This is a genomic window from Lacipirellula limnantheis (assembly GCF_007746075.1).
Lineage (GTDB): Bacteria > Planctomycetota > Planctomycetia > Pirellulales > Lacipirellulaceae > Lacipirellula > Lacipirellula limnantheis.
Map to the genome: position 1 here is coordinate 42729 of NZ_CP036339.1, position 22702 is coordinate 65430.

Here is a 22702-nt window from a genome sequence, read left to right on the forward strand (position 1 = left end):
TGCGCGAACCTTATGGCTGCACTCGCAGGGCGCAAAATCACCGGGCCCAATTGCAGTTCAGCCGGCTGCCGCGGCGGGTGCTTCGGCCACTGGTTCAGCAGCGGGCGGTGCTGTTCCCTCCGCAGGCGGGGCGGCGGGTTCGCCAGCAGGTTCTGCCGGGGAAGCGGCTCCGTCGACGGCGGCTGGATCAGCGGCGGCAGGTTCGGCGGCGTCTGCCGGCGCGTCCGCGGCCGGTTCAGCGGCCGCCTCGTCGCCAAAGTCACCGCCCGCCGGTTCGTCCGCGGCTGCGGCGGCGGGCGTCCAGGTCGCCACGAGTTTGTTGACGTCGACCGATAGATCCTGCACCGCGGGAGCGATTTTTTCCAGCAGCGCCTTGTCTTCCGCCGCGGGCTCGGCCACCCCGCGCAGCGCGGCCACCAGTTCGCCAAGTTTAGCCTTCGATTCGTCCGAGCCGCCTGCGGCGACGGCGCTCGCGCCATCGGCAATCGCCAGCAGACGATCGATCATGCGGCGGCGTTCGTAAGTTGGCCCCAATTCTTCGGGCATCGCCATGCCGGCCCCGAAACCTCCCCCGCGCATTCCCATTTCGCCGCGGCCCATGCCGAAGCCGCCGCCCCCGCCGCCGCCGGCGAACGCGCCGCCGCTCTGGAGCAATTCGTCTTCGTACTTCTTCGCGTCCTTTGCTTCGAGCGTGAGGACCTGTTTGGCCAAGTCTCCGAGCGCGATGGTCATCGCATCGAGGTCGAGACCCTTTGCCTCCTTGTACATGTCGGGCTTCAGGAGCTGCGCGATCGTGCAGCGGTCGTCCAAATCAATGGACTTGTCGGAGATCAGCGTGACCATCGTTTGATGGACTTCGGGCGTCATCCCGGTGGCGACTTGCGCGGTGAGGAGCTTGGCGGCGTTCTTGCGTACCCAACCGTAGACCTCGGGCGAGGCGTCTTCGGGCGCTTCCTTGCGGAGCGCGACGGCGGTGGCGGCCTTGGCGATGCGCTGGGACACGGCTGGTTCAAGCCCCGCGACGCGGCGTTGCAGGCCGATGATGGCGGCGATCTTTAACGCCGTGGGTGCAGGGACTTTGTTGAACTCGTCGCTTTCGAGGAGCGCCGCCAACACCTCCGTCGCCGCCGGAAGGGGAGCTCCCGGGGTTTGATCGAGCTGCCCGACGATCAACGCGGCGTTGTAACGGACCGACGGATGGTAAGGGCCCTTGGCGATGGCGCCCATCGCGGTCAGCGTCTTCGAATTGAGATAGTCGCGCGCGCCCTGCGACTTCGCGGTATTAATGTACCGCGTGAACAATTGCTCGCGCGACGTCGCCAGTTGTCCCAGGACCTCCGGCGGTTGATAGGCCGTCATCGCCGGGTACATGTACTTCATGAAGAAGTCGTCGAGGACCTTTGTCTCCTCGGGGTCCGGGGCGTTCGTATCGCGCAATATCGTGGCGACGCGTCCAGCGAGGGCGTTGGCCTGCGCCTTTTCGATTTGGGGCTTGAGCGCCTTCTGGGCGACGGCGGGACGCGCCGCACAGACCATTGCGGCAAGGGCTGCCAAGGCAAAGATAGATTGCCAGCGCGAACGACCTGGATGGGTCATGACCTCGTCTCCTCGTGAGTTCCGGCGGACCGTGTCGCGACCAGCGCCCGGCGATGGGCGGGGTAGATTTGCGGAAATGGCGCGAATCGGTCCACAGTCCACCCTACTCAGGGGGCTTCGCGAATGTCAAGCTAAGGGCTGTTTTCCCGAGGGTTTTGGCAGCGCCGACGCCGCGAAACCTCCGGCCACGGGCATTTCGAAAGAGACGTCGTGACGCTCCTGTACGCCGACCCCCGCTTTCTCGACCACCAGACGGGCAACCACCCGGAGTCGGCCGTGAGGCTGCAGCACATCACTGCCCACCTGGAAAGCTCTGGTCTGGCGGGGCGCTGCCAGCGGCCGGCGTGGGAACCGGCGACGGACGCGCAGCTGCTGACTGTCCACGACCGCGACTACCTCCAGTCGTTGGCCCAGCTGGGTGAGCGCGGCGGCGGCAGACTCGACGCGGATACGGTCGCTTCCCCTGCTTCGTACGAAGTGGCCCGGCTGGCGGCGGGCGCGGTCTGCGACGCCGTGCGGCGCGTCATTGGGGGGGAAGATCACACGGCTCTCTGCCTGAGTCGCCCGCCCGGGCACCATGCATTGGCGGGCCGGGCGATGGGGTTCTGCCTGCTAGGCAATGTGGCGATCGCCGCACAGGCGGCGCTCGACGAGTATCAACTCGACCGCGTGCTCGTCGTCGACTGGGACGTTCACCATGGCAACGGAACCCAGGATCTGTTCTACGGCGACTCGCGCGTCGGCTTCTTCTCGATTCATCGTTGGCCCTTCTGGCCGGGCACGGGCGCTGCTGACGAAACAGGACATGGCGACGGTCTCGGCGCGACGCGCAACTTGCCGGTAACGTTTGGCACGCCGCGGCGCGACTACCTCGCTCGCTTCACGGCGGAGCTCACGACGTTCGCTGAGCGGATGAAGCCGCAGCTCGTACTGGTCAGCGCAGGTTTTGACAGCCATGCCGCCGATCCGATTGGTTCGCTGGGACTGGAGACCGAAGACTTCGCGGAGCTGACCGGCGTCGTGCGCGCCGTGGCCGACGATTACGCGACGGGCCGACTCGTGAGCGTGCTCGAAGGAGGCTACAACCCGCCGGTGCTGGCGGATTGCGTGGCGGTGCATTTGGCGGGCCTGCTGGGCCAAGCCCAGTAGGTCCAATGGGATCGAGGAGCTGGCAGAGCTATGCTATCAGTGTCCGCGTCCACAAGATCATTGGTTAACTGCGAGCCGTGAGGCGATGTCAATTCTTCCCTCTCCTTCAACGTTCAGCCTCGAACCTGCGTGGGAAGTCGCCAGACTCTTTCCGCTGCAGGGAAAGTGGTCCGTTGACGACTACCTGCAGTTCACCGACGGCGTCAACCAGCTGGTGGAGTTCTCGGCAGGCAAGATTGATGTGCTCGAAATGCCGGCGACGGCGCATCAGCGGATCTTAATCTACTTGTTCAGGTTGATGAGTCGGTTTGTCGACAAACGCAAGTTGGGCGAGGTGATGATCGCCGCCCTGCGCGTGCGAATCGCGGCAGACGTGTTTCGCGAGCCCGACATCGTCTATTTCGGGCGGGAGAATCGATCTCACATTCAGGATCGGTTTTGGACCGGCGCCGACTTGGTCGTGGAGATCGTCAGCGACGACGCCAAGAGCCGCGAGCGAGACTATATTACAAAACGCGAGGATTATGCCGCTGCCGGCATCCCTGAATACTTGATCGTTGATCCTGTCGAGCGTCGAATCACTGTCCTTGCGCTAGACGGCTCGGCCTACACGACGGTTGGAGAGTTCCGACCAGGAGACCAAGCGACCTCCAAGTTACTCGAAGGCTTTAGCGTCGACGCCACCGCCGTATTCCAGGCCGCTGACGGCACGATTTGACGGCTGCGAACAACGTCATTTACTGATCCGCATACACCTGCGTGCTCTGCTCTTTGGTAATCGGCGCCTGCATTTCGTCGGCCGTGACCATGATCTTGGCCCGTTGGTCTCCCGGCTTGAGGCCTTGCACCTGGATGCGGAACTTGGCTTCGGCCTTCGGCGCGAGTTGCGCGATGGGAGCGAAGTTCACGCCTTGCTGCTGCGCGACCCCTGGCGTCGCGCCGTCGCCGGCGAGGGCGCGCAAGCCGTCGGGGACGGCGACCTGCACTTGCACGTTGGCGGCGGCCTTGGAACCCTGGTTGACGACCGTCACGTCGTAGGTAGTTTCGCCGCCGATCGGCACGGCGCCGTCGGCTGCCTTCACTTCGAAGGAGAGCACCGCCAGGCCTTCGACCTTGATGCTCGTTTCGGTGCGATCTTCTAATCCTTGTTCGGCGCGGGTGGCGACTTGCAGCTTGTACTCGCCCGCTTCCACCGGCAGAGCCGTCAGCTGGACCGAACCCGACTCGTTGGCGGGAAGTTCGGCGAGACTCCAATGGACGCTGTGCGTCGCCGCGTCGTACTCCCCATAACTGTCGGCCGTCTTGAACTTCAATCCCTTGGGCAGTTGCGTGATCAACTGCACCTCCTTGGCCGACGCAGTGCCGGGGTTCTGAATGTTCACGGTGTAGGTCGCCGGGCGATCGAGATACCGCATGCTGGGGCCGTCGATCGAAACCTTCAGCGCCGGCGCGATCACTTCAAATTCGCAGGCCGCCTGGACTTCCAGATTCGCGTCGCCGCGGGCGACCATCATGTTGTTGATGCGGCCTGCTTGTTCGGCGGTGAGCTGCAAATCAAGACGACGCGATTCGCCCGCCTTCAGCGTGCCGACTTCGAATTCGAGCGCCGGTCCCGCCTCGTTACTGACGCCCGGCGGAATCGTTTCCAGCAGCAAGACGCCCGTCGCGTCGCCGCTGCCAGGGTTCGAGACTTCAATCTCCACGAGTTGCTTCTCGCCGATCATCACCCGCGGCGGCGCCGTGAGACGCAGGGCAAGCTCCGGCTTCGTGCAGCGAACCTTGGCCGATGCTTGGGCGGCGAATGTCACGGTGGCAACGCTCCCGAGCTCGCCTTCGGTCGTCGGCAATAGTTCCATCTCCACGATCCGCTCTTCGCCTGGCGCCATCGTGCCGAGATCCCAGAGGATTCGCGCGCCGGCGACTTGCGCCTTCGGCGCCGTGCCGATCAGCTGCGTGCCGAGCGGGACTTCGTCATGAATTTGCACGCCCTGCACGGTTTGCTTGCTGTTGTTGTGAACGCGGACGGCGAAGGTGCATTTGCGACCGACCTGAATCTCAGTCGGCGTTTGCTTCTGAACGGTGATGGCGGGGCTTTGGAGCCCCTCGAGTTCGCGACCTCCAGGTTGGCCCGAACCGTCGGCGGTGGCCAAGCCCGGGGTCGGCGTGATGGCGGCGCTGCCTTCAGCGGCACGAAGCTGATTCAGCGGCTGCGACGACGACTGAGCGACCTCGCTGGCAAAGGAGTTTGGCAACGGGCGCGCGGCGACCTCCACGGGTGCGGCGGCCGGCGGTGCGCTGAAGGGACTTGCCGGAGGCTCGGCCATCGTTGGCTCCGCCGCGGTCACGGCAGCTGCGGCGGGCGCCGGGACTGGTTGTTGCGGTTCAAATCCCGGCGGGATCGGAGTCGTCGGCGTCGGCGATGCAGCAGGCAACGCTTCGGCCGGCGTAGGTTCCGCGGGGCCGAAGGCATTCGCAGCGTTGACAGCGGCGGCGGAAGCGGCCGCGGCGGCCGCCGCCGGAGGGGCAGCGCCGTAGCGGTTCGACGCCGCGAATGGATTCGAGACCGCTGCACCCGGCCCCGGCGCGGCTGTTTCCGCTGCCGGCATTGGCGTCTCCGTGGCTGGACTCGCTGTTGCCGCCGGTTGCCGTAGCGTATTCGGTCCTGGCTCTTGCCCGCGAGTGACTTCGGCCGTGTCGGCGGGCGGTACGCTCGTCGGCGACGCCGGGTTTTGGATTCCCGTCAGCTCGGCGGCGTTGCGGGGCGTCGCAACTTCGTCGTCGGCCGCCGGCTGAGCCACCTGCTCGGACGACGGCGGCGCTGCAGCGGCGTAGCGATTCGCAGTCGGTTCCGTCGGCGGGACGGGCTGTTGTGCGAAGAGTTGGCGAATCTGCGTGCTCGCCGCGGACGAGCCAGGCGCAGCAAAGGGATCTTCGCCGGTCTCGGATTTCTCGGCGATGAGGCCAGTCGGGGGAACGGCAACATGGTAAACGCCGAATCCGCCTCCCGCGAAGAGCCCCGACGCCAGCGTCCAGGGGATCAAACGGCCAACAAGCCGGCGCGGCGCGGCGGGTGCGGAGATGGTTTCCATACCAAAAACCCCGATCGTGAACGATGTTCGATGACGCTGTGGTCGCCGAAGGGGGCTGCGAATCCTTGCAGGGCCCGAAATCCTCAGCGCACGCTCCAGTCTGACGCCGCCGGTGCGGCGTAGGCGTCGGGTGGTACCAAATCGCCACGCGCGGGTGAAGAGCAGTTGCGCTTGCGAGACGCGCAGCGCCTTGTCGCGCCGCCGCCCGGACCGCGTGGCGGTCCGGCTGCGGTTGGGTATGGGGGCGGTCGCGGGCTACTTTGCGTAAGAGAGTGCTAGCAGGGCGTAGCCTGTCGCCAGGTTCGGGTCGGCCTCGAGCCAGCGCTCGTTCGAGTTGACCCAGCTGCCGTCTTCCCGTTGCCGAGCAGCCAGCGCCGCGATCAGTTCCTGCTTCCAATCGTGCTTGTCGCCGTCTTTCTCGACGAAGCTTGATTCGCCGTAGGCGTCGAGCGACTTGGCGAACGTGTGGAAGTAGTAGTACAGGCCCGAATCGCCCATGCCGGGGTTTTCGTCGAGCGAGTAGTGTTGCTGCAGCCACTCGATCGCCGCCTTGACGCGCGCGTCGTCTTTGTCGACGCCGGCATAGAGCATGCTTTTGAGACCGGCGTAGGTCATCGAGCCGTAGCTCCGCAACCCGCCGTTCGGCAAGGCGCCTGCTTGACTCGAACCGCCTTGGGCGATGGTGTAGTAAAAGCCGCCGTCGGGGTTGAGCTGCGGGAACTTCGTTTCGTTGTACTTGCTCGGCAGGTTTTGGCAGCGGGAGACGAATACCAGGGCGCGCTCGACCGCTTCATCGTCGTCGGGGGTGTCGAGCGCCTCAAGGGCGTCTAGTAGGAACGTGGTATTCGACAGATCGGGCCGCCCATGGCCGCCGTAGCCCGCTCCCCCGTAGAAGTCGCTCGTCTCGCCGTGGTCTTCGTCGCCGTCCCACTGAATTTTCTTGACGTAGGCGCCGGCGTTTTTCAGCAGGTCGTCGTGCTTGCCGTTGGCGTTCGCCGCCTGGAAGGCGCGGATCGACATGCAAGTTTCGTAGTTGCTGTACTTAGAGCCTTCCGCCGAGACTGCCCCGTCGGAGCGGACGAACGTCTGCAGATAGTCGAGCGCCTTGGCAACGAGCGGGTCGTCGGCTGGCACGCCGTTTTCCAAGAGGCCGGTGGCGACGATCGCGGTTATCCCGGGGCCGGCTTGCTTGCTGAACGAGCCATCGGCGGCCTGCGACTTGCGAAGGAACTCGACGCCCCGATCGACCAGCTGCTGAGCCGAAACAGCTTCCGCGGCGAGAAGAGCGCCACAGGGCGGACCGGCAGTGAACAGCAGCGCCGCCACGGTGAGTAACCCACAGAATCGCATGATTGCATCCTTCGAAGAATCAGCGCCGTTGGCGCGATGAAGTTGGAGTCGTGACTGGAACGAATGACGGAAGCCAATGAGCGCGCAACGGCTTCGACGCAAGTTGGCCGCAAATGAGCAACTAGCGTTCCGAATTCTTTGCCAACCGAACGTCGAGTTCAACCTTTTGGAGGCGAGTATCGGCCACCATACGCGTCCTCGACGGCTACTGGCGGCGTCACTCGTCTGGGCCATGGCGGCGAGGCGAGACCATATGCGGTCGATTCCCAACGGCGGACATCGTCAGTGGGGACATAGCGCCGTCGTCTTTTGCGACGCCGCTGGCGGAACGATCGACGGCAGCGCGAATGTCAACGAACGATCGCCAGCACGTCGTCCGAGTTGAGGATCAGCAGTTTCTCATCGTCGATGGTGACCTCGGCGCCCGAGTAATTGCTGAAAACGACGCGGTCGCCTTCATTGAATTCCAGCGCCGCCCGCGTGCCGTCGGGGAGGAGTCGGCCGTCGCCGACGCTCAAGACTCGGCCTTGCTGCGGCTTATCGCGGGCCGCGTCGGGAAGCAGGATGCCGCCCGCCGTCCGCTCCGCCGACTCCAAACGCTTCACAACTAACTTGTCGCCCAGGGGGACAACTTTCATGGCACGCTCAGTTAAACCAGAGGATGGAACAGACTCGCGGCGGCAATTTGCAACGGCGAAGATAGTTGGTGGCGGCTGTCAGGCCGACAAGGGATCCATTTCACACTGAATCGCCGGTCCATATCAAGCGGTCGCCGCCATCGCCGCCAAGAAAAGTAACCACGCCGCCAAGAGAATGCTGGCGAAGACGAGTTGCCCGCGATGGCCGCGCACCACGGGCGGTGCGGGCCCAGCCGGCTGTTTGGCACCCTGGGGACGGCTCACGACCGCGGTTCCTCGAACGCGTCGGCCGCCGAAATCTGGAAGCTGTGCCGGAATCCTTCGTCGAAGTCGAACACGTCGTCGAAGTCTTCCCGTCGGTCGTCCGGCGTCTTGCGCATCTGACCGATCTCGATCAGGTTGAAGACGATCTCGCCGAAATCACCGGTGCTGCGGATTCCCCAGTGATTCAGCACCTGCTTCGCGAGGTACCCATACTGCTGGTGGGCGTAACGCCGCATCGCCTCGCAGAGTTGCTGTCCCGTGACGTGCCGCTCGGGCTGATCGTCCGGATCGTCGACGTCGTCATCGGGCTCGGCGCCGAGGCCCATCTTTTCTTGCGCGAATCGGAGCGCCTCGAACACGAACACATATGCGTCAAAGTGATAACGCCGGTCGTGCCGCAAGAGTTCTGCAATCGGGTGAGCGGGATCAAGCATGGCGGTCTCGGGAAAGTCGACGCGCGGCCGTGCGGGCGGCTCGTCGTCTCTAAATGAATTATACGGCAGGTTCAACGTCGTGGAGTCAAGAATTGCTGCGCCGCGTCGTGAAGCTCGCGGCTAGGGATCCGTCCTATTCTCCGTCATCGCTTTCCGGCAACTCCTCTGCCGGTCGTTCCGCCTGGGCCACGCCTCCGCCGGCCTCTTCCTCTTGGTGCTGAGTTCCGCCGGTGCGCTTCGGCGTGTTGCGGCCGCCGCTGCGACTGAGCACCGTCATCACGTCAGCCGCGTCGATCACAATCCGACGCATGTCTTCCATCTGCACCAGCAGCTGACCCGCCAGGATCTCTTGGGCGAGTACGTGGGCCTTCCCTTTATTCGTGATAATCTGCGACCCTATGGGCGGCAAGTCTTTTTGCAGCTCCTGGTAGACGTCGAACTCGTAGCGGAGGCAGCATTTCAGGCGTCCGCAGCGACCAGAAATTTTACTGGGATCGAGCGTCGCCTTTTGGAGTTTGGCCATCCGCATCGATACAGGCGGCATTTCCGACAAATGGGTGTTGCAACAGACGGGCTTGCCGCAGTCGCCGTAGTCGGCCAAGAGCTTCGCTTCGTCGCGGACGCCGATCTGGCGCATCTCGATGCGGGTCTGAAATTCCTTCGCCAGATCCTTGACCAATTGGCGAAAATCGATGCGGTCCTCCGCCAGGTAATAGACGACGACGCGTTCGCCGCCGAAGAGCCGCTCGACGTCGATCAACTTCATCTCAAGATTGAGCTGTGCGATGGCGTCTCGACAAGCCTTGTGCTCGCGTTCTTCCTGCTCGGCAAGGCGGCGGATCTCGCGCTTGTCCTCTTCGGATTGTTCGTGGAGGATCTGGCCCCCTTTGGGGTCGACCATGTTGGCGACCACGTGCTCGGTCGCCTCGCAAAGGACCTCGCCCGCCTCGATGCCGCGCTGCGTGCGGATGATCACCTGCATGCCGCGCGCATACGCTTCGCCCGCTCGCGTGCCAAGCACGCTCAGGTTTCGCATCACGCCATGTCGGACGACGTACTTCGGCATAACCGGCAGTATATCCCGTGGCCTGCCGACCGGCCATGGCGGGGAACCCCGTACCCAAACGAAGCGCGGGGCGTGCGGCCCGCATGGCCGTGCGATATGATATGAGGAATCATTTTGACTTATCGGGGACTCGACTGATGTTGACTTTTCGCCGCTGTTGCTATTTTCCTTTTCTGGCACTGTTGCCCGCCGCCCTGTTTCCCATGGCACAGATGAACGCCGAAGATGCTGCCAAACCCGCCGTCGCGGGCGCCGACAAGTTCGAGGCCCGTGAGTTCACAGGCTCCAATGGCAAGGTGCTGAAGTACCGCCTGCTGAAGCCGATCGACTTCGAGGCGAAGCCGAAAGGCGACGATCAGCAGAAGTATCCGCTGGTCCTGTTTTTGCACGGCGCGGGCGAACGCGGCGACGACAATGTGCGCCAATTGATCCACGGCGGCGGGAACTTCGCTGACGAGGCGCTGCGCAAGCGCTACCCGACGTTCGTTGTCGCCCCGCAATGTCCCGAAGAGAAGAAGTGGGTGGAAGTCCCCTGGGACGCCCAGGAGCACGCGATGCCGGCCGAGCCGAGCGAGTCGCTCGCGCTGGTGTTCGAGCTGCTGGAGTCGCTGCAGAAGGAGTTCCCCGTGGACGAGAGTCGGCTCTATGGCGTCGGCCTTTCGATGGGGGGATACGGTACGTGGGACATCCTGCAACGGAAGCCAGAGCTGCTTGCGGCCGCAGCGCCGATTTGCGGCGGCGGCGATCCGGCGTACGCCGATGGGTTCAAAGCAACGCCGGTCTGGGCCTTCCACGGCAGCGAAGACTTCGCCGTGGCGCCGCGCCGCTCGCGCGACATGATCGCCGCCTTGAAAGCCGTGGGCGGGCGTCCGATTTACACGGAGTACGAAGGAGTCGGCCACAACTCGTGGACGCCGACGTTCGACAACCGGCAAACTTGGGATTGGCTCTTTGCGCAACGGAAGTCTGAATAAGAAGAGGTCTCACGCAAAGGCGCGAAGGCGCAAAGAAGACATTTCTTGCTTGCATTTACTTAGCGACTTCGCGCCTTTGCGTGAGATCATTCTGAACCAGTTGACGGCGTGACCTCCTCTCCAGGGCGATAGCTCCGCACCGCGTGCCGCAGCACTTGTTGCTCGGTGAAGCGTTCCGTCTTGAGTCGCTGCTCGGCGAGCAGCTTCGCCTGGTCGAAGTAGTGAGAGGAGCGCGGGTCGCCGCTGACGCCGAACGGGACGAGGCTGGCGCCGCGAACGCCTTCGGGAGCGAACTCCCACGCGGCGAGATACGAGACGCCCGCCATGCCGTAGCGCTTCTTCTGTGAGATCACCAGAGGGACGTCGATGCTGGGCGAGTAGTACTGCGTCAGCGCCACGCCCATCGGACCATGTCCGCCCAGGCAGGGCAAACTTGGACCGCCGTCGACGAACCGGGCGTCAGTCAGGTCGGCGACGCGCGACGTCCGTTGCGCACGATAGAGCTCGCCATAAGGAATTTTCCAGTTGCCGTGCAGGTCGGCCAGCCCTTCGGCGGCGCGCGCCAGCGCCGCCAACTGCTCGACCGGATCTCCCTCGAACTGCGGGCGGAGCGTCTCGCCGGGATAGTTAGGACCGTAAAGCAACTCGTACCAAGCGGTGCACAGCGCGGCCGCGGAGGAGTCGGCCGTGATGCGCCCATCCCAGGCGAGAAGATGCTCAAGATAGGGACGCACGCGCTCGGCTGCTTGCGGATCCGACGATTTGAGCTGTTCCAATTCCGCGGCGAACTTCGGCAACTCCTGCCGCGCCCAGTAGACTTCGGCGTCGAAGGCCAGCCGCTGCCAGTCGGCGAACGTGATCTTGTTGACGCCGCGCAGCAGTTCGAGCGAGCGCAGCGAACGCCGGTTGCGAACTTCCGCGTCGCCGACCATGTAGGCCGGAAAATCTTCCGGCCGCGGGTTGCCGCCGTCGGTCACTTGAAACGGCGTCGAATTGCAGTTCTGCAGAAAGCCGGCGGCGGGGTTGTTCACCTGCGGCAGCTCTTCGAGCTCGTGAACGCCGAGCCACTCCGCCGCCGGATCGGCGCCGTCGACTGGCTGCGACCAATCGAAGCGAGGGTTGCGGCGCGGAATGCGACCGTTGTAGAGATACGACGTGTTGCCGTCGCAGTCGGCGTAGATGACGTTCATGAACAGCATCTGCATCGGCGCTAGCGCCGTGCGGAATTCTTCTTGGCGACGCGCCCGCATCATCCGCAGCGCTTGCCGCATCGGCACCGCTTCGAACAGCCCCGAGACCTGCGCCGCCAGCATCGTGCGGTCATCCTCGCGCACCACGAGCGGCCCATGATGCGTTTTGCGAAACAGATGTTTGCGGTCCTCGAGCCCTTGCGACTTGCGAACGCGGATCGTTTCGGTCCACTCCTCGGCCAGGCGATAGTCGCCGGCGTATTCGTAGGCCAGCGGCCGCTGCGGGTCGGTGAACTTCACGCGCCAGAGGTCGGCGACGTCGGGCCGGTTCGTCACGAGCGTCCAGCCGAGCCGATCGTTGTGCCCCATCGCCGGCGTCGGGCTGCCGTAGAAGCCGGCGCCGATGAAGTTCCACGCCGGGCCGTCGACGCCCCCCTTGCTTTGCAGGTGCGACTCCATGAGTTGCGTGAAGCCAAACCACGGCATGTGGGGGCTCGCCATCAGCAGCGGATGGCCGCTCGCGCTGCGCGAGCCGCTGACCGTCCAGCCGTTCGAGCCGGTCGCCGACCAGACTTGCGGGTTGCGGCGCGGTAGGTATTCGTCGGAGAGCCCGGTGAAGCGAAACGTCAGTTCCAGCGCGACCATGCGGAAGTACGCCAGGACGTGCCACGGCTCGAAGCGTTCGATCAGCCGCGGCCGCACGTCGGGATGAGTGTTGACGTAGTGGTTGATCCCCTCGACGAACGCGGCGTAGAGCCGCCGTGATTTGCGATCGAGCGCGGGGAAGTCGCGCCGGCTGCGGGGAACGATCTCAAACGCGCGGTTGAGCAAATCGGAGTTGAGCCCCTGCGGCCCGTGGACTTCGCTGTAGCGGCCAAGGGCGAGGATGTAGACGTCTTCGACCTGCCAGAAAAAGTCCTCGGCCTGGACGTAGCCGTAGCCGAAGATCGTCGCCTCGTCGTCCTCGCCGATGATGTGCGCAAGGCCGAACTCGTCGCGGTGGATGGTCACGCGCGGCGCGAGTTCGCCGGCGGTGGGGAGGGAGTCTGTTTCTGCTGCGGTGGAGAATGCCTCAACACAGAGGACACAGAGAGCACAGAGGAAAATGCGGAGTCGGCTGTGCATTCTCATCTCTCTGTGATTAGTGATGAAGTGAATAATTTGCGGAGCTAGTTTTTTGAACCGCCAAGGACGCCAAGAGCGCCAAGGAAATGCGGGGACCAATGAGGAACCGCAGATAAACGCCGATTGACGCAGATGAAAAATTGGCGAGATGAATGTTTCTTGCTGATGTTATTTGCGTTCATCTGCGTTCATCAGCGGTTCCATTCTTCTTTGATTTGACTGTTGTATTCCTTGACGCTCTTGACGCTCTTGGCGGTTAAGTTTTTCGTCTTCGGTGCTTAGGCATGCGGTCGCACGAGTACTCGGCCGTGGGATTTTCCGGCGAGCATTTGTTCGACAGCGGCGGGAAGCTCGCTCAAGGTCACTTCGCGGCGGAGGAACTCCAGATCATGCAGTTTCCACTCCAACGAGAGTCGCCGCCAGATCTCCAGCCGCGGCGCGCGGGGACATTTGGCCGAATCGATGCCGTAGAGCGTGACGCCGCGCAGCAGGAACGGATAAACCGTCAGCGGGAGCTGGTCGCCGGCGACAAGTCCGCAGGCGGTGACGCAGCCGCGGTAAGCCAGGCTGCGCACGAGCGTCGCCAGCACGGGGCCGCCGACCGTATCGACGGCGGCGGCCCAACGACTCTTCAGCAGCGGGCGGTCGGCGGCGTCGCTGACCTCCTCGCGCGGCAGGATTGTCGCCGCGCCGAGCCGCGTGAGCAGGGCGGCTTGTTCGGGCTTGCCAGTGACGGCGGCGACGCGGTAGTTAAGTTTCGCCAGCAGTGCGACGGCCAGGCAACCGACGCCCCCAGTCGATCCGGTCACTACGATCTCGCCGTCGCTGGGCTTGATGCCGTGGTTGACGATCCGCTCAACGCATTGCGCGGCAGTGAACCCGGCCGTGCCGTAAGTCATCGCCTCGTCGGGCGTCAGCTCGGCCGGGAGTCGCACGACCCACTCCGCCGGAACGCGAACGTACTCGGCGAAGCCCCCCCATTGGCCCGAGCCAAGTTCGTAGCCGGTAACCAGCACGGGATCGCTGGGGCAATACTCCGGGCTGCTGCTCTCGACGACGCGGCCGACGCAATCGATTCCTGGAACGTGCGGGAGCGACTTGACGATCCCCTCATGAGCGCGGCAGGCGAGCGCGTCTTTGTAGTTGAGCGACGAACCGGCGACTTGAATGAGGACGTCGCCGGGCGGCAGTGCATCGACGGTCGTCTCTTCGACGGCGCACGAGATAGCGCCGTCTTCGCCGCGGCGGACGACCAGGCATGGGAATGATTGTTGTGATGACATGCTGAAGTTATACACTCCCGTTCCCACGCTCCGCGTGGGAAGGTCGCGCGCGTCGCTCTGCAGCAGCATCAGCAGCATCAGCAGTGGCTGCGGATCGGTTTGACGTGGATCGCTGGAGGGGGTCGGGGGCCTTTTGCCGCTGGAGAGTCTCCACGGCATTGAGCGCCTCCAGCGGCAAAAGGCCCCCGACCCCGTTGAGCGTCGACCCCGTTGGGCGTTCAGGCCGCGCGGCGGCGTTGGGCTTGGGCGCGCTTTCTGGCGGCTTTGGCCTTCTTGTCGGCGGCTCGCGCTTGGCGGCGCTCTTTCCTCCGGTGACGCTCAAGACGCTCGCTGAGGAGCCGCAGGCGAATGTCAGGATCTTGCGCGTCGGGATGATCGAGCTCTTCGGTGTCGTGCCAGGTCTCGGGACATTCGTCGTCGATGGTGCGCTCGACCAGCGCGATGACGAGTTCGAGGTTGCCGTCGACGGGGGATGATGCGGTCGCGGCGCTTGTTGTCGTTTCCGGCGTTTTTGGCGACAGAATGTCGTCGGCGGTTGGTTCGGCGGGGAATGGGATTTCTGTCGCGTCATCCCTTTCTGCCGCGGCGCTTTTTGTCGCGTTGAATTCTGTCGTTTCCGCCGTTTTCGGCGACAGAATTCCTGCCGCCGGCCGGGGGCCGAGCGCTTCCTGGCGGCGGCGCTCGGCGAGGCGCTGCTTGAGTTCGGCAACCCGCGCTTGGCGGGCGGCGACTTCGGCCGGGTCGACCGGCGGCGGGAAGACGATGTTTCCCTCTTCGTCGTAGTCGTGGAGGACGCCGACTGGTTCGCCCCAGAACTTACTGGACTGGACATCGGCCAGCGGCGTCGCGAACGGCAGCTGCTTGATCTTCGGTTCGCCCCACTTCCCGCGCATGGGGAAGCAGCAGTCGAACGACTGTTCGATCGCCGCTTGCGTGTGGCGATAGAGGGCTTCGCGGCACTCCGCAGGGACGGTCTCCAGCGCCGCCTCCTGGATGTAGCGGAACGCCGTGGCGACGAGCTTCAGGCTCGTCATGTTCACCGGCTTACGCGCGAACTCTTCGGGCTTGGTCCGCTCCAAGAGCCAGGCGGCGGCCCGCCAGTGCGATCTGGCGGCGTGTTCCATCAGCTTCAAGGGATCGGGCGATTGCTGCAGCGCGAGCCGCACTTCGTGATCGAAGTCTTGGTCGTAGCGGCGTTCGCGCTGGACGGTGCGCAAGGAAACGTCGAGCGACTCGGCCGCTTGTTCGACGGTATAGCTTTCTTGATCGATCAGCTCGCAGAGGCGGGCCTTTTTCGCGTCGTCGAGCACGCGGCGGCGGCCGCGGATGTGGTTTTCTAGGATCATCTTTTTTCCCCCTTTCCTATTCGCTCCAGAAGAAGATCTCACGCCAAGGCGCGAGATTTTCATTCGTCCACCAACATGAACAGGTGTTCACGTTAGCGAATCGCGTGGCCCATTTTCAACACAAAAGTGGGGGGAATCTTTTGGCGAGATTCTGGGGAGAATTTGGGGCGGCGCGGCCACTTTTAGGGCGCGGGGGGCGAGATTTGGCGGGGCGACTGGTCGCTGAAGCGGACCAGTCCTGGGGGGGCGAGATCGATGCCACTTCACGCTTCAGGTGAGCTGGAGGCTAACAGAAGCAACATGCGGATCTGCGACGGTCGCTCAATACCCCGGTCCTTTGTAGCGCGCGGCGTCGATGATCGAGTAGATGTGGACGACCCAGCCGAACCAGCCCAGCGTGATGGCCCAAACGATGCCGGCCAGCACGAACTGTACGGCGGCGGCGAGGAGGCGGCCCTGCACCAGTTGGCCGAGGCCCGGAATGAAGAAGCTGCAGACGGCGGCGATGACGTTGCCGGTGGAACCTTGGGACATGGGGCGAGGGCTTTCTAGTGATAGGGGCTGGAGCGTTTCCGGGCGCGGGAGGAGAAGTGGAATACTATAGCTTTCCCGAATAGGGCCGCCAAAGTCATCATGGGCGGCCTCAGCGTGATTCGTTTTGAACCGCCGATTCTTGGAACCGGCTCTCGCGGTTCGACCGTCATTGGACTGGTCTCAATCGAGACGCCAGATTCTTCGCTTTGCTCAGAATGACGATTAGCTCAGAATGACGACCGGGTCAGGACAGCGATCGCCTCAGCATGACGATCGCGAAGGCTCCGCAGGCAGCGAGAATGGCTGCCGTTGGTTCGGGGACGGCGCTGGCGAAGGGGACGGCCCCGGCGGGGAGGCTGCCTTGTTGGTGGCCGAACGTCTTCTTCCACGCGGCGAGGTTCGCGGCGAAGTTCCCCTGACGCTGCCACGACAAGTAGTCGGCGCCATCGACGTCGAAGTCGTTGTCGGCGTCGCCGGCGTAGATGATGTCGGCCATCAAATCGGGGCGATCGGTTTCGATCGAGTCGACCCCCATCGCAATCAGCTGCTCCATGCGCGCCGGGCTGTTGACGGTGTAGACGTCGACCCACATGCCATTGCGGTGGAAGGCGTTGATCGCTTCTTGCGTGATCGAGCCGTCGCCGACCGACAGGCCGGCGACGCCGCTGGCCTTGAGCGCTTGCAGATTGGCGTCGCTAAGGTTGCTGGGGATCGAGGTGAGGAGTTGAATCTCGGCGTTCCCGAAGCGCGGGTCGCTGGTGTACTGGCTGCTGGCGGGCCAGACCCAGATGTCGTCGAGCGAGGCGCCGGAGGCGACGATCGCGGAGTTGACCGCGTTGCGGAACGCCTGGTTCGAGGCGACTTTGACGTCCAGCAGAATACGCGCGCGGCCGTCGACGTACTGCAGCAGCTCGGTGAGCGTCGGCACTTTTTCGCCGGCGTACTGCGGGCTGAACCAGCTGCCGGCGTCGAGGGCTTTGACCTGGGCGAGCGTTTTGCTCGAAACGGGGCCCGTGCCGTTGGTGGTGCGGTCGACGGTGTCGTCGTGGAGGACGACGGCGTGTCCGTCGGAGGTGAGATGGAGATCGATCTCGATGAGATCGATGCCGACCTCGAACCCCTTGGCGACGGCAGCGAGGGTGTTTTCGGGGGCCAGCGTGCCGCCGGCGCGGTGGCCCATGATCTGGGTGCGGCCGAAGAGCGGCGGCGTCGGGGCGGGCGGTTCAGGCGAGGGATCGGGAATCGTCGGACCGGCGACGGTGGCGCCGGCGGAGTTGACGTTGCCCAGGAGGCGGACCTGCTCGCTGGGGAGCGCGCTGTCGACGTAACGGAAGCTGCTGACGTAGCCTGGCGCCGTTTCGTTGTCTTCGTCGGTGAAGAGGTAGAACGACGGATCAAGCGTCCAGCGGGCGTCGGTCGCCGACTGCGTGCCGACGAGGGCGCCGTTGATGAACTTGTTCATCGTGCCGTTGGACTGGCGCGTGACGGCGATGCGGTTCCACGCGTTGGGAACGATCGACCCCTGGTATTGTCCGGAGATGCCGATGCCGCCGCTGAGGGAGTTCGCAATGAAGAACTCGCCGTCATTCGAGTTGGTGAGGTCCGATTGGTAGAGGTTGCGCCATTTGCCGTCGGACGCGGCGGGCGAGAGATAGTCCCAGATCATCGTGTAGGCGTCGGCCGCGGCGCCGCCATGGTTGACCTGGTAGCCTTGATTGGGGTTCGTGGCCGGGAATCCCATCACGCCGCCGCTGCCGCCGTCGGGGAACGCGGGGAGGCCGAGGGCAGTCTGTAGTCCAAACGCGGTGGTCGTTGGTCCCCAGCCGGTTCCTAAAACGTCGCGGTAAGTGATCGAGCCGACGCCGATCGAGGCGGACAGCGGAGTAGCGCCGTCGAAGTTCCAGGTGACGTCGACGGCGCGCGACGTGCGCGGGATGAGAGAGAGGCCGACGGTCGCCATGAGGAGGGTCGGAGCGATCAGAGCGAAGGACGAGCGTCGCCGGGGGAGATCAAGTTGCATGCGAGGGCCAAACATCTTCTCGGAAGGTCAATCAAGGGAGCGCGGTTGATCACGACTCCCGACAGCAGCAGTTTACTCGAAGCGGCGCTCAAATTCCGCCGCAGCGGGCGCATTCGGGGCGAGAAAAGAGGCACGCGCCGCGGAGCGCCGCAGGGTGGGGGCTGTGCCGGCAATGGCCTGACCGCCATGCCTGCGTTGCCTAATAGAGCGCATCGCTCGGAGCTAGTCGTCTGAGCCGTGCGTTGAGCTCACGGCGCATGGCCCAATGCAGGCGGAGCCGGCCGACCCAAGATGCACGAGCTAATCGTTCTCGAAAATCCGATGTGACTTCATGTCGGACTCGCGCGGTGAGTTGATACCGGGCCAATTCGCAACCGCGGTCAATAAAATCGTTACGGCGATTCATGTGGGTTGACTCGAAACTGCCAGGTCACAGGGTTCTTATCCCAATCATAAGGTCTGGTCCGGTTTTATGGCATCGGCTGCGACTCAGATCTCCTGGGGGAGGTCGCGATTTCCCGCCTGCTTCGCAAGAGCGACCCATAGTTACTGTGGCTTTTCGTCTTTTCCCGTCGAATTCGCTCGACCCTTTTTCCTGTCGCTTTGACAGAGGTAGCTTGCTATGCGATTGACCGTTGCCTGCCCTTACATTGTCTTGTTTGGACTCGTCGCGCTGGCCACCTCGTGGTCGACGGCTCACGCTGAAACGTCGAAGATCGCCGCGCCGCCGAAGTACGTGACGTTCGACGGACAGCGGTTGAACCTGGCCTGGCAAAACGAGAATCCCGAACTGCCGATTGCCGAGTTCATCCCCGAGGGAGAGACGCTGGAAAAGTGGACCCAGTTGGCGTCGATTCGCCGGTTTCCTGAGCAAGACGACGCGCAAGCCTTGGCCCAGCGGACCGTCGAAGGCGTCGCGGAGCAGTATCCTGGGGCGCCGACGAATCTGCAGAGCGATCCCGATGGCAGCGACGCCGTCATCGAGTTCATCGTCACCCCGCCGGACGATTCGTTCGCCGAGTACAACTTGTTTCGCTACGCCCAAGATCCGGCTGGGGGCGTCGTCGCGGAGCAGTACGCGCTGCGCGGGTATGGGAATCGGCAGGAGTTTTTGGATGGGCTGACTGAGCGCCGGCAAAAGCTGCTGGATGAGATGGCGGCGACGGGGTTGGAGGCGCCGGCGGCGAAGAAGTAGTCGGTGTTCCCAATACTAACTAAGCCCTGCTCGGCAAGCGGCGATGCAAACCGAGTGGCGACGATTCGAGCGGCGCGCTAGATCTTTCGAATCGACCAGCCTGCCAACTCGGCAAGTTCTTCGAGAGCCGCATCCTGGGCAAGTAGCGTCGAACGATCGTGCTCGTCGACCGCGCCCGACATTTGAGTCGTGGTCGGACGATGGCGCAACTCTAGCTTCTCCCCAGGCGATCGCTTTGGCGCCGATTGTTTTTCTGCGTTTCCGGAGTTTCGACGCAACGGGGCGGGGCCTCGTTCCCGCGCCACTGGCGTTAGTTGCCGGCCATCTAATCCCAACGCGGTGACGCTGGAGAATTGAATGGTCGACTGAACTGCGGTGCGAGTTGCTTCGGCCGTCGACGTCAGTGGTTCGTCGGATTGGCTGCCGGCGTCTCTGACTGAGGAGAGCGTCGTCGCCGCCGCGCTTAGCGATGCAGTCGTTGCAGGCGGCTGGCCGAAAGCATCTTGCCACACGTCGAGATCCTCGCCGTCAACAGCGCCGTCGCCGTTGCCGTCGGCGCCGCTTCCGGCCGGTTCCGCGACGGCGCCGAATGAGCGTTGCCACGCCAAAAAGTCGGCCCCGTCGACGACAAAATCGGCATCGTAGTCGCCGCTGGGATGCGACAGTTCCAGCGACCACAGTTCCCTGCCAAATTGGGGCGTGTGCATTGAGTAGTAGAGCCGGTTCCCGCCGTCGCGAATCCAATCGATGTTCGCGTCGTTGCTGCCGGGCGTTTGGTCGAACGCCATGAAGGTGCCGTCGCTCGTGCCGTTGCTCCGCCAGAGTTCTTGGCCGTGCGTGGAGTCGTCGGCCCGAAAGTAGAGCAAGCCGCCGGCGGCCGTGAGCTGGTCGATACCGCTCGCTTCAGCGCCGATGAGCACGTCGCGTAAGAGGTAGGTCCCCGCCTCCGTTCCATCGCTGCGCCAAAGCTCGCGGCCGTGGACGTCGTCGTCGGCCGTGAAGTAGAGGATTCCTCCGACGTTGGTCAGCTTCTGTGGCGAGGAGCCCTCGATTCCGAGCCGGATATTCTTCACCAGGACGGTTCCCGCGGCGGTTCCGTCGCTCTTCCATAGCTCGTAGCCATCGCTTCCTTTGCGTGCACTGAAGAAGAGAGTATTGCCGACGACGGTCAACTCTCGGGGAGCTAGCGCTCCCTCAAAATTGGGATCAGACAGTTCGACGGTCCCCGCTTCGGTTCCATCGCTTTTCCATAAGGCATAGGCGCTATTGAGCTTTTGGGCAGTAAAGTAAAGTTCACCTTGGAACGCGATCAGATGTTCCGGATTGGTGCTGCCGCTGCCGGTCCAAACGTCTTTCACCAATCTTGTTCCGGCGGCCGTGCCGTCGGAAACCCAGAGCTCCCGGCCGTAGGGATTGGTTTGCGCACTGAAGAAGATTTTCGAGCCAATGCTTGTGAGATCGCGCGGTTCGCTTCCCGGATTGACCGTTTCGAGATCGACGATTTTATAAGTTCCGGCTTCGGTTCCATCGCTCACCCATAGCTCGCCGTCGTTGGGATCGGAACTTGCTTCGAAATAGAGCTTGCCGTCAGTGTGGGCAATGAGCTCCCCATGAATAGTAATGCCGCTGGCCAAGCCGGGGCGAATGTCTTTCACCAGCATGGTGCCCGCCTCGGTTCCATCGCTGGTCCAGAGCTCGCGACCCATTCCCTCGGTTTCGGCGGCGAAGAAGAGGCGGCCGTTGACGTTTGTGAGGTGATCGGGCGCCGAAGCGAGGCGTCCCGTGTAAATATCCTTGACGCGATAGGTGCCCGCGGCGGTCCCGTCCGTTCGCCATAGCTCGTGGCCATCGACGCCGTTCTCAGCCGTAAAGTAGCCGACGTCGCCAACCATCAGCAGGTTGAGCGGGTTGGCGTTCAGCGTGGAGGTCCAGACGTCGAAGACCAGCGTCGTCCCAGCCGCGGTCCCATCGCTCTTCCAGAGTTCGATGCCGTGGACTCCGTCGTTAGCTGCGAAGTAGGCGACGCCGTTGACGTTGATGCCTGAAGCAACTGCGCCGTTTGGAATTGAGGTAAAGTCGGGATGAATGTCCTTGACGAGATAGGTTCCCGCTTCCGTGCCGTCGGTGCGCCAGAGCTCGGACCCGAGGACGCCGTCGTTGGCGCGGAACAGCAAGATATCGTCGAGAGCCGCCAGCGGTTGGACGAAAGCGCTTGAGCCCGTCGAAATGTCTTTGACCAACGCCGTTCCTGCGGCAGTGCCGTCGGTACGCCACAATTCTCGGCGATGCGTTCCGTCGTCGGCCTCGAAGTAGACATGGTTGCCGACGCGATAAAACTTCGTTGGACTTGAAGAAGTCGCGCCGACGTGAACGTCCTTGACCATCACGGTTCCCGCTGCCGTCCCGTCGGTCTTCCAAAGCTCTGCTCCGCTGACTCCGTCGTTGCCGACGAAATAGACGACGCCGTCGATTTCGGCGAAAGGCACCTGGGAGCCGTTGCGAGAGAAGACTCCCGTCCCGCTCTTAGCCCCGGCGAAGACGTCCTTGATCAACATGGTGCCAAGTTCAGTGCCGTCGCTCCGCCACATTTCGAATCCGTTCACGCCGTCATTCGCCGTGAAGATCAACGTCCCGCTGGAGTTAGCTACCAGAGTGGGAGACGAGGATTGGTTGCCGGAACGAATTTCTTTGACGAGGAGCGTTCCCGCCTCGGTGCCGTCGCTCTTCCAGAGTTCGGAGTTTCCTGCGACCGACTCCGCGGCAAAGAAAAGCGTTCCGTTGACGTTCATCAGATTGTTTGACGTCGTTCGCTGGATATTTTGCGCACTGCTGGCCGACCCGGGGGCAATGTCCTTGACCATCACGGTCCCGGCCGTCGTGCCGTCGCTTTTCCAAAGCTCGTAGCCCTTCGCGCCATCGTTGCCGACGAAGTAGAGCGTGCCGCTCACGTTGATGGCGGCGCCCAAGTAGTCGCCAAACGATGAAACGCGCACATCTTTGACGCGAACCGTTCCCGCCGCGGCCCCGTCCGATTTCCAGAGGGCGGAACCGGCGCCGTCGTTGGCGAAGAAAAAGAGCGAACCGTTGACGTTCGTCAGCTGCGTGGGGCGCGAGCCGTTTCCTCCTGGTCGAATGTCAGCGACGCGGGCCGTACCGTTCGCGTCGCTCCGCCAGAGTTCCTGTCCGGCAGTCGCGTCATTGGCGACAAAAAACAGCGTGCCGCTCACTTCCACCATTTGCGTCGGGTTCGACGAGTCGGTGGAAACGTTGACGTCGAGAACCAATTCCGGCACGCCGCTCATGAGGTAACGAGATTCAAGCGATTCGATTCTGGGCTGCCGCGAACCGCAATTGGGGTCACGAGGGGCGTCGGACATGCTTGGGCGTTGGCGAGATCTTGACATAGTTCAAGCAGGGAGACTCTACGGTAGGCGAACAACAGGCGGAGC

Annotated in this window: 17 protein-coding genes; 4 read left to right on the forward strand and 13 right to left on the reverse strand. The window is 63.5% G+C overall.

Annotated features, from left to right (window positions below; all coding sequences use genetic code 11):
* Positions 1-57: 57 nt before the first annotated feature.
* Positions 58-1596, reverse strand: coding sequence for a hypothetical protein (locus I41_RS00165; protein WP_145429817.1), 1539 nt, complete (start codon positions 1594-1596; stop codon positions 58-60).
* Between the two features lie 210 nt (positions 1597-1806).
* Here I41_RS00165 and I41_RS00170 point away from each other — a divergent pair, with 210 nt between their 5' ends.
* Positions 1807-2745 carry a histone deacetylase family protein gene (locus I41_RS00170; protein WP_168206573.1) on the forward strand — a complete coding sequence of 313 codons (939 nt, stop codon included), beginning with the start codon at positions 1807-1809 and terminating at the stop codon, positions 2743-2745.
* Positions 2746-2830: 85 nt separating this feature from the next.
* Positions 2831-3463 (forward strand): Uma2 family endonuclease, encoded by a 633-nt coding sequence (locus I41_RS00175; protein WP_145429819.1) that lies wholly within the window; start codon positions 2831-2833, stop codon positions 3461-3463.
* A gap of 19 nt (positions 3464-3482) precedes the next feature.
* Here I41_RS00175 and I41_RS00180 read toward each other — a convergent pair whose 3' ends face one another.
* The 6 genes from I41_RS00180 to I41_RS00200 form a co-directional block, all read right to left on the reverse strand.
* On the reverse strand, positions 3483-5834 hold the full coding sequence (locus I41_RS00180) for a DUF11 domain-containing protein (protein ID WP_145429821.1): 2352 nt from the start codon (positions 5832-5834) through the stop codon (positions 3483-3485).
* Between the two features lie 255 nt (positions 5835-6089).
* A complete protein-coding gene (locus I41_RS00185; RefSeq protein ID WP_145429823.1) occupies positions 6090-7184 on the reverse strand; it encodes a prenyltransferase/squalene oxidase repeat-containing protein in 1095 nt (364 codons plus the stop codon).
* 350 nt (positions 7185-7534) lie between these two features.
* Positions 7535-7822, reverse strand: a complete 288-nt coding sequence (locus tag I41_RS00190) for a co-chaperone GroES (RefSeq protein ID WP_145429825.1) — start codon at positions 7820-7822, stop codon at positions 7535-7537.
* Between the two features lie 123 nt (positions 7823-7945).
* Positions 7946-8086, reverse strand: coding sequence for a hypothetical protein (locus tag I41_RS26915; RefSeq protein WP_168206574.1), 141 nt, complete (start codon positions 8084-8086; stop codon positions 7946-7948).
* Complete coding sequence (locus tag I41_RS00195; protein WP_145429827.1) at positions 8083-8520, reverse strand: Minf_1886 family protein; 438 nt, start codon at positions 8518-8520, stop codon at positions 8083-8085. The genes I41_RS26915 and I41_RS00195 overlap by 4 nt, the downstream gene beginning before the upstream one ends.
* Before the next feature lie 133 nt (positions 8521-8653).
* Positions 8654-9586 carry a PSP1 domain-containing protein gene (locus I41_RS00200; RefSeq protein WP_145429829.1) on the reverse strand — a complete coding sequence of 311 codons (933 nt, stop codon included), beginning with the start codon at positions 9584-9586 and terminating at the stop codon, positions 8654-8656.
* Between the two features lie 137 nt (positions 9587-9723).
* Here I41_RS00200 and I41_RS00205 point away from each other — a divergent pair, with 137 nt between their 5' ends.
* A complete protein-coding gene (locus tag I41_RS00205) occupies positions 9724-10560 on the forward strand; it encodes a carboxylesterase family protein (protein ID WP_210421080.1) in 837 nt (278 codons plus the stop codon).
* 86 nt (positions 10561-10646) lie between these two features.
* On the opposite strand, the gene I41_RS00210 is transcribed toward I41_RS00205, so the two are convergent.
* The 5 genes from I41_RS00210 to I41_RS00230 form a co-directional block, all read right to left on the reverse strand.
* On the reverse strand, positions 10647-12875 hold the full coding sequence (locus tag I41_RS00210; RefSeq protein WP_168206575.1) for a penicillin acylase family protein: 2229 nt from the start codon (positions 12873-12875) through the stop codon (positions 10647-10649).
* A gap of 278 nt (positions 12876-13153) precedes the next feature.
* Complete coding sequence (locus I41_RS00215) at positions 13154-14317, reverse strand: YhdH/YhfP family quinone oxidoreductase (protein ID WP_210421081.1); 1164 nt, start codon at positions 14315-14317, stop codon at positions 13154-13156.
* Positions 14318-14376: 59 nt separating this feature from the next.
* Positions 14377-15504, reverse strand: a complete 1128-nt coding sequence (locus I41_RS00220) for a hypothetical protein (protein WP_145429833.1) — start codon at positions 15502-15504, stop codon at positions 14377-14379.
* Between the two features lie 321 nt (positions 15505-15825).
* Positions 15826-16038 carry a hypothetical protein gene (locus I41_RS00225; RefSeq protein WP_145429835.1) on the reverse strand — a complete coding sequence of 71 codons (213 nt, stop codon included), beginning with the start codon at positions 16036-16038 and terminating at the stop codon, positions 15826-15828.
* 244 nt (positions 16039-16282) lie between these two features.
* A complete protein-coding gene (locus tag I41_RS00230) occupies positions 16283-18058 on the reverse strand; it encodes a glycerophosphodiester phosphodiesterase family protein (protein WP_145429837.1) in 1776 nt (591 codons plus the stop codon).
* Positions 18059-18680: 622 nt separating this feature from the next.
* Between I41_RS00230 and I41_RS00235 the strand changes: the two genes are divergently transcribed.
* On the forward strand, positions 18681-19253 hold the full coding sequence (locus tag I41_RS00235; RefSeq protein WP_145429839.1) for a hypothetical protein: 573 nt from the start codon (positions 18681-18683) through the stop codon (positions 19251-19253).
* Between the two features lie 77 nt (positions 19254-19330).
* Here I41_RS00235 and I41_RS00240 read toward each other — a convergent pair whose 3' ends face one another.
* Positions 19331-22630 (reverse strand): ELWxxDGT repeat protein, encoded by a 3300-nt coding sequence (locus tag I41_RS00240; protein ID WP_168206576.1) that lies wholly within the window; start codon positions 22628-22630, stop codon positions 19331-19333.
* Positions 22631-22702 lie beyond the last annotated feature (72 nt).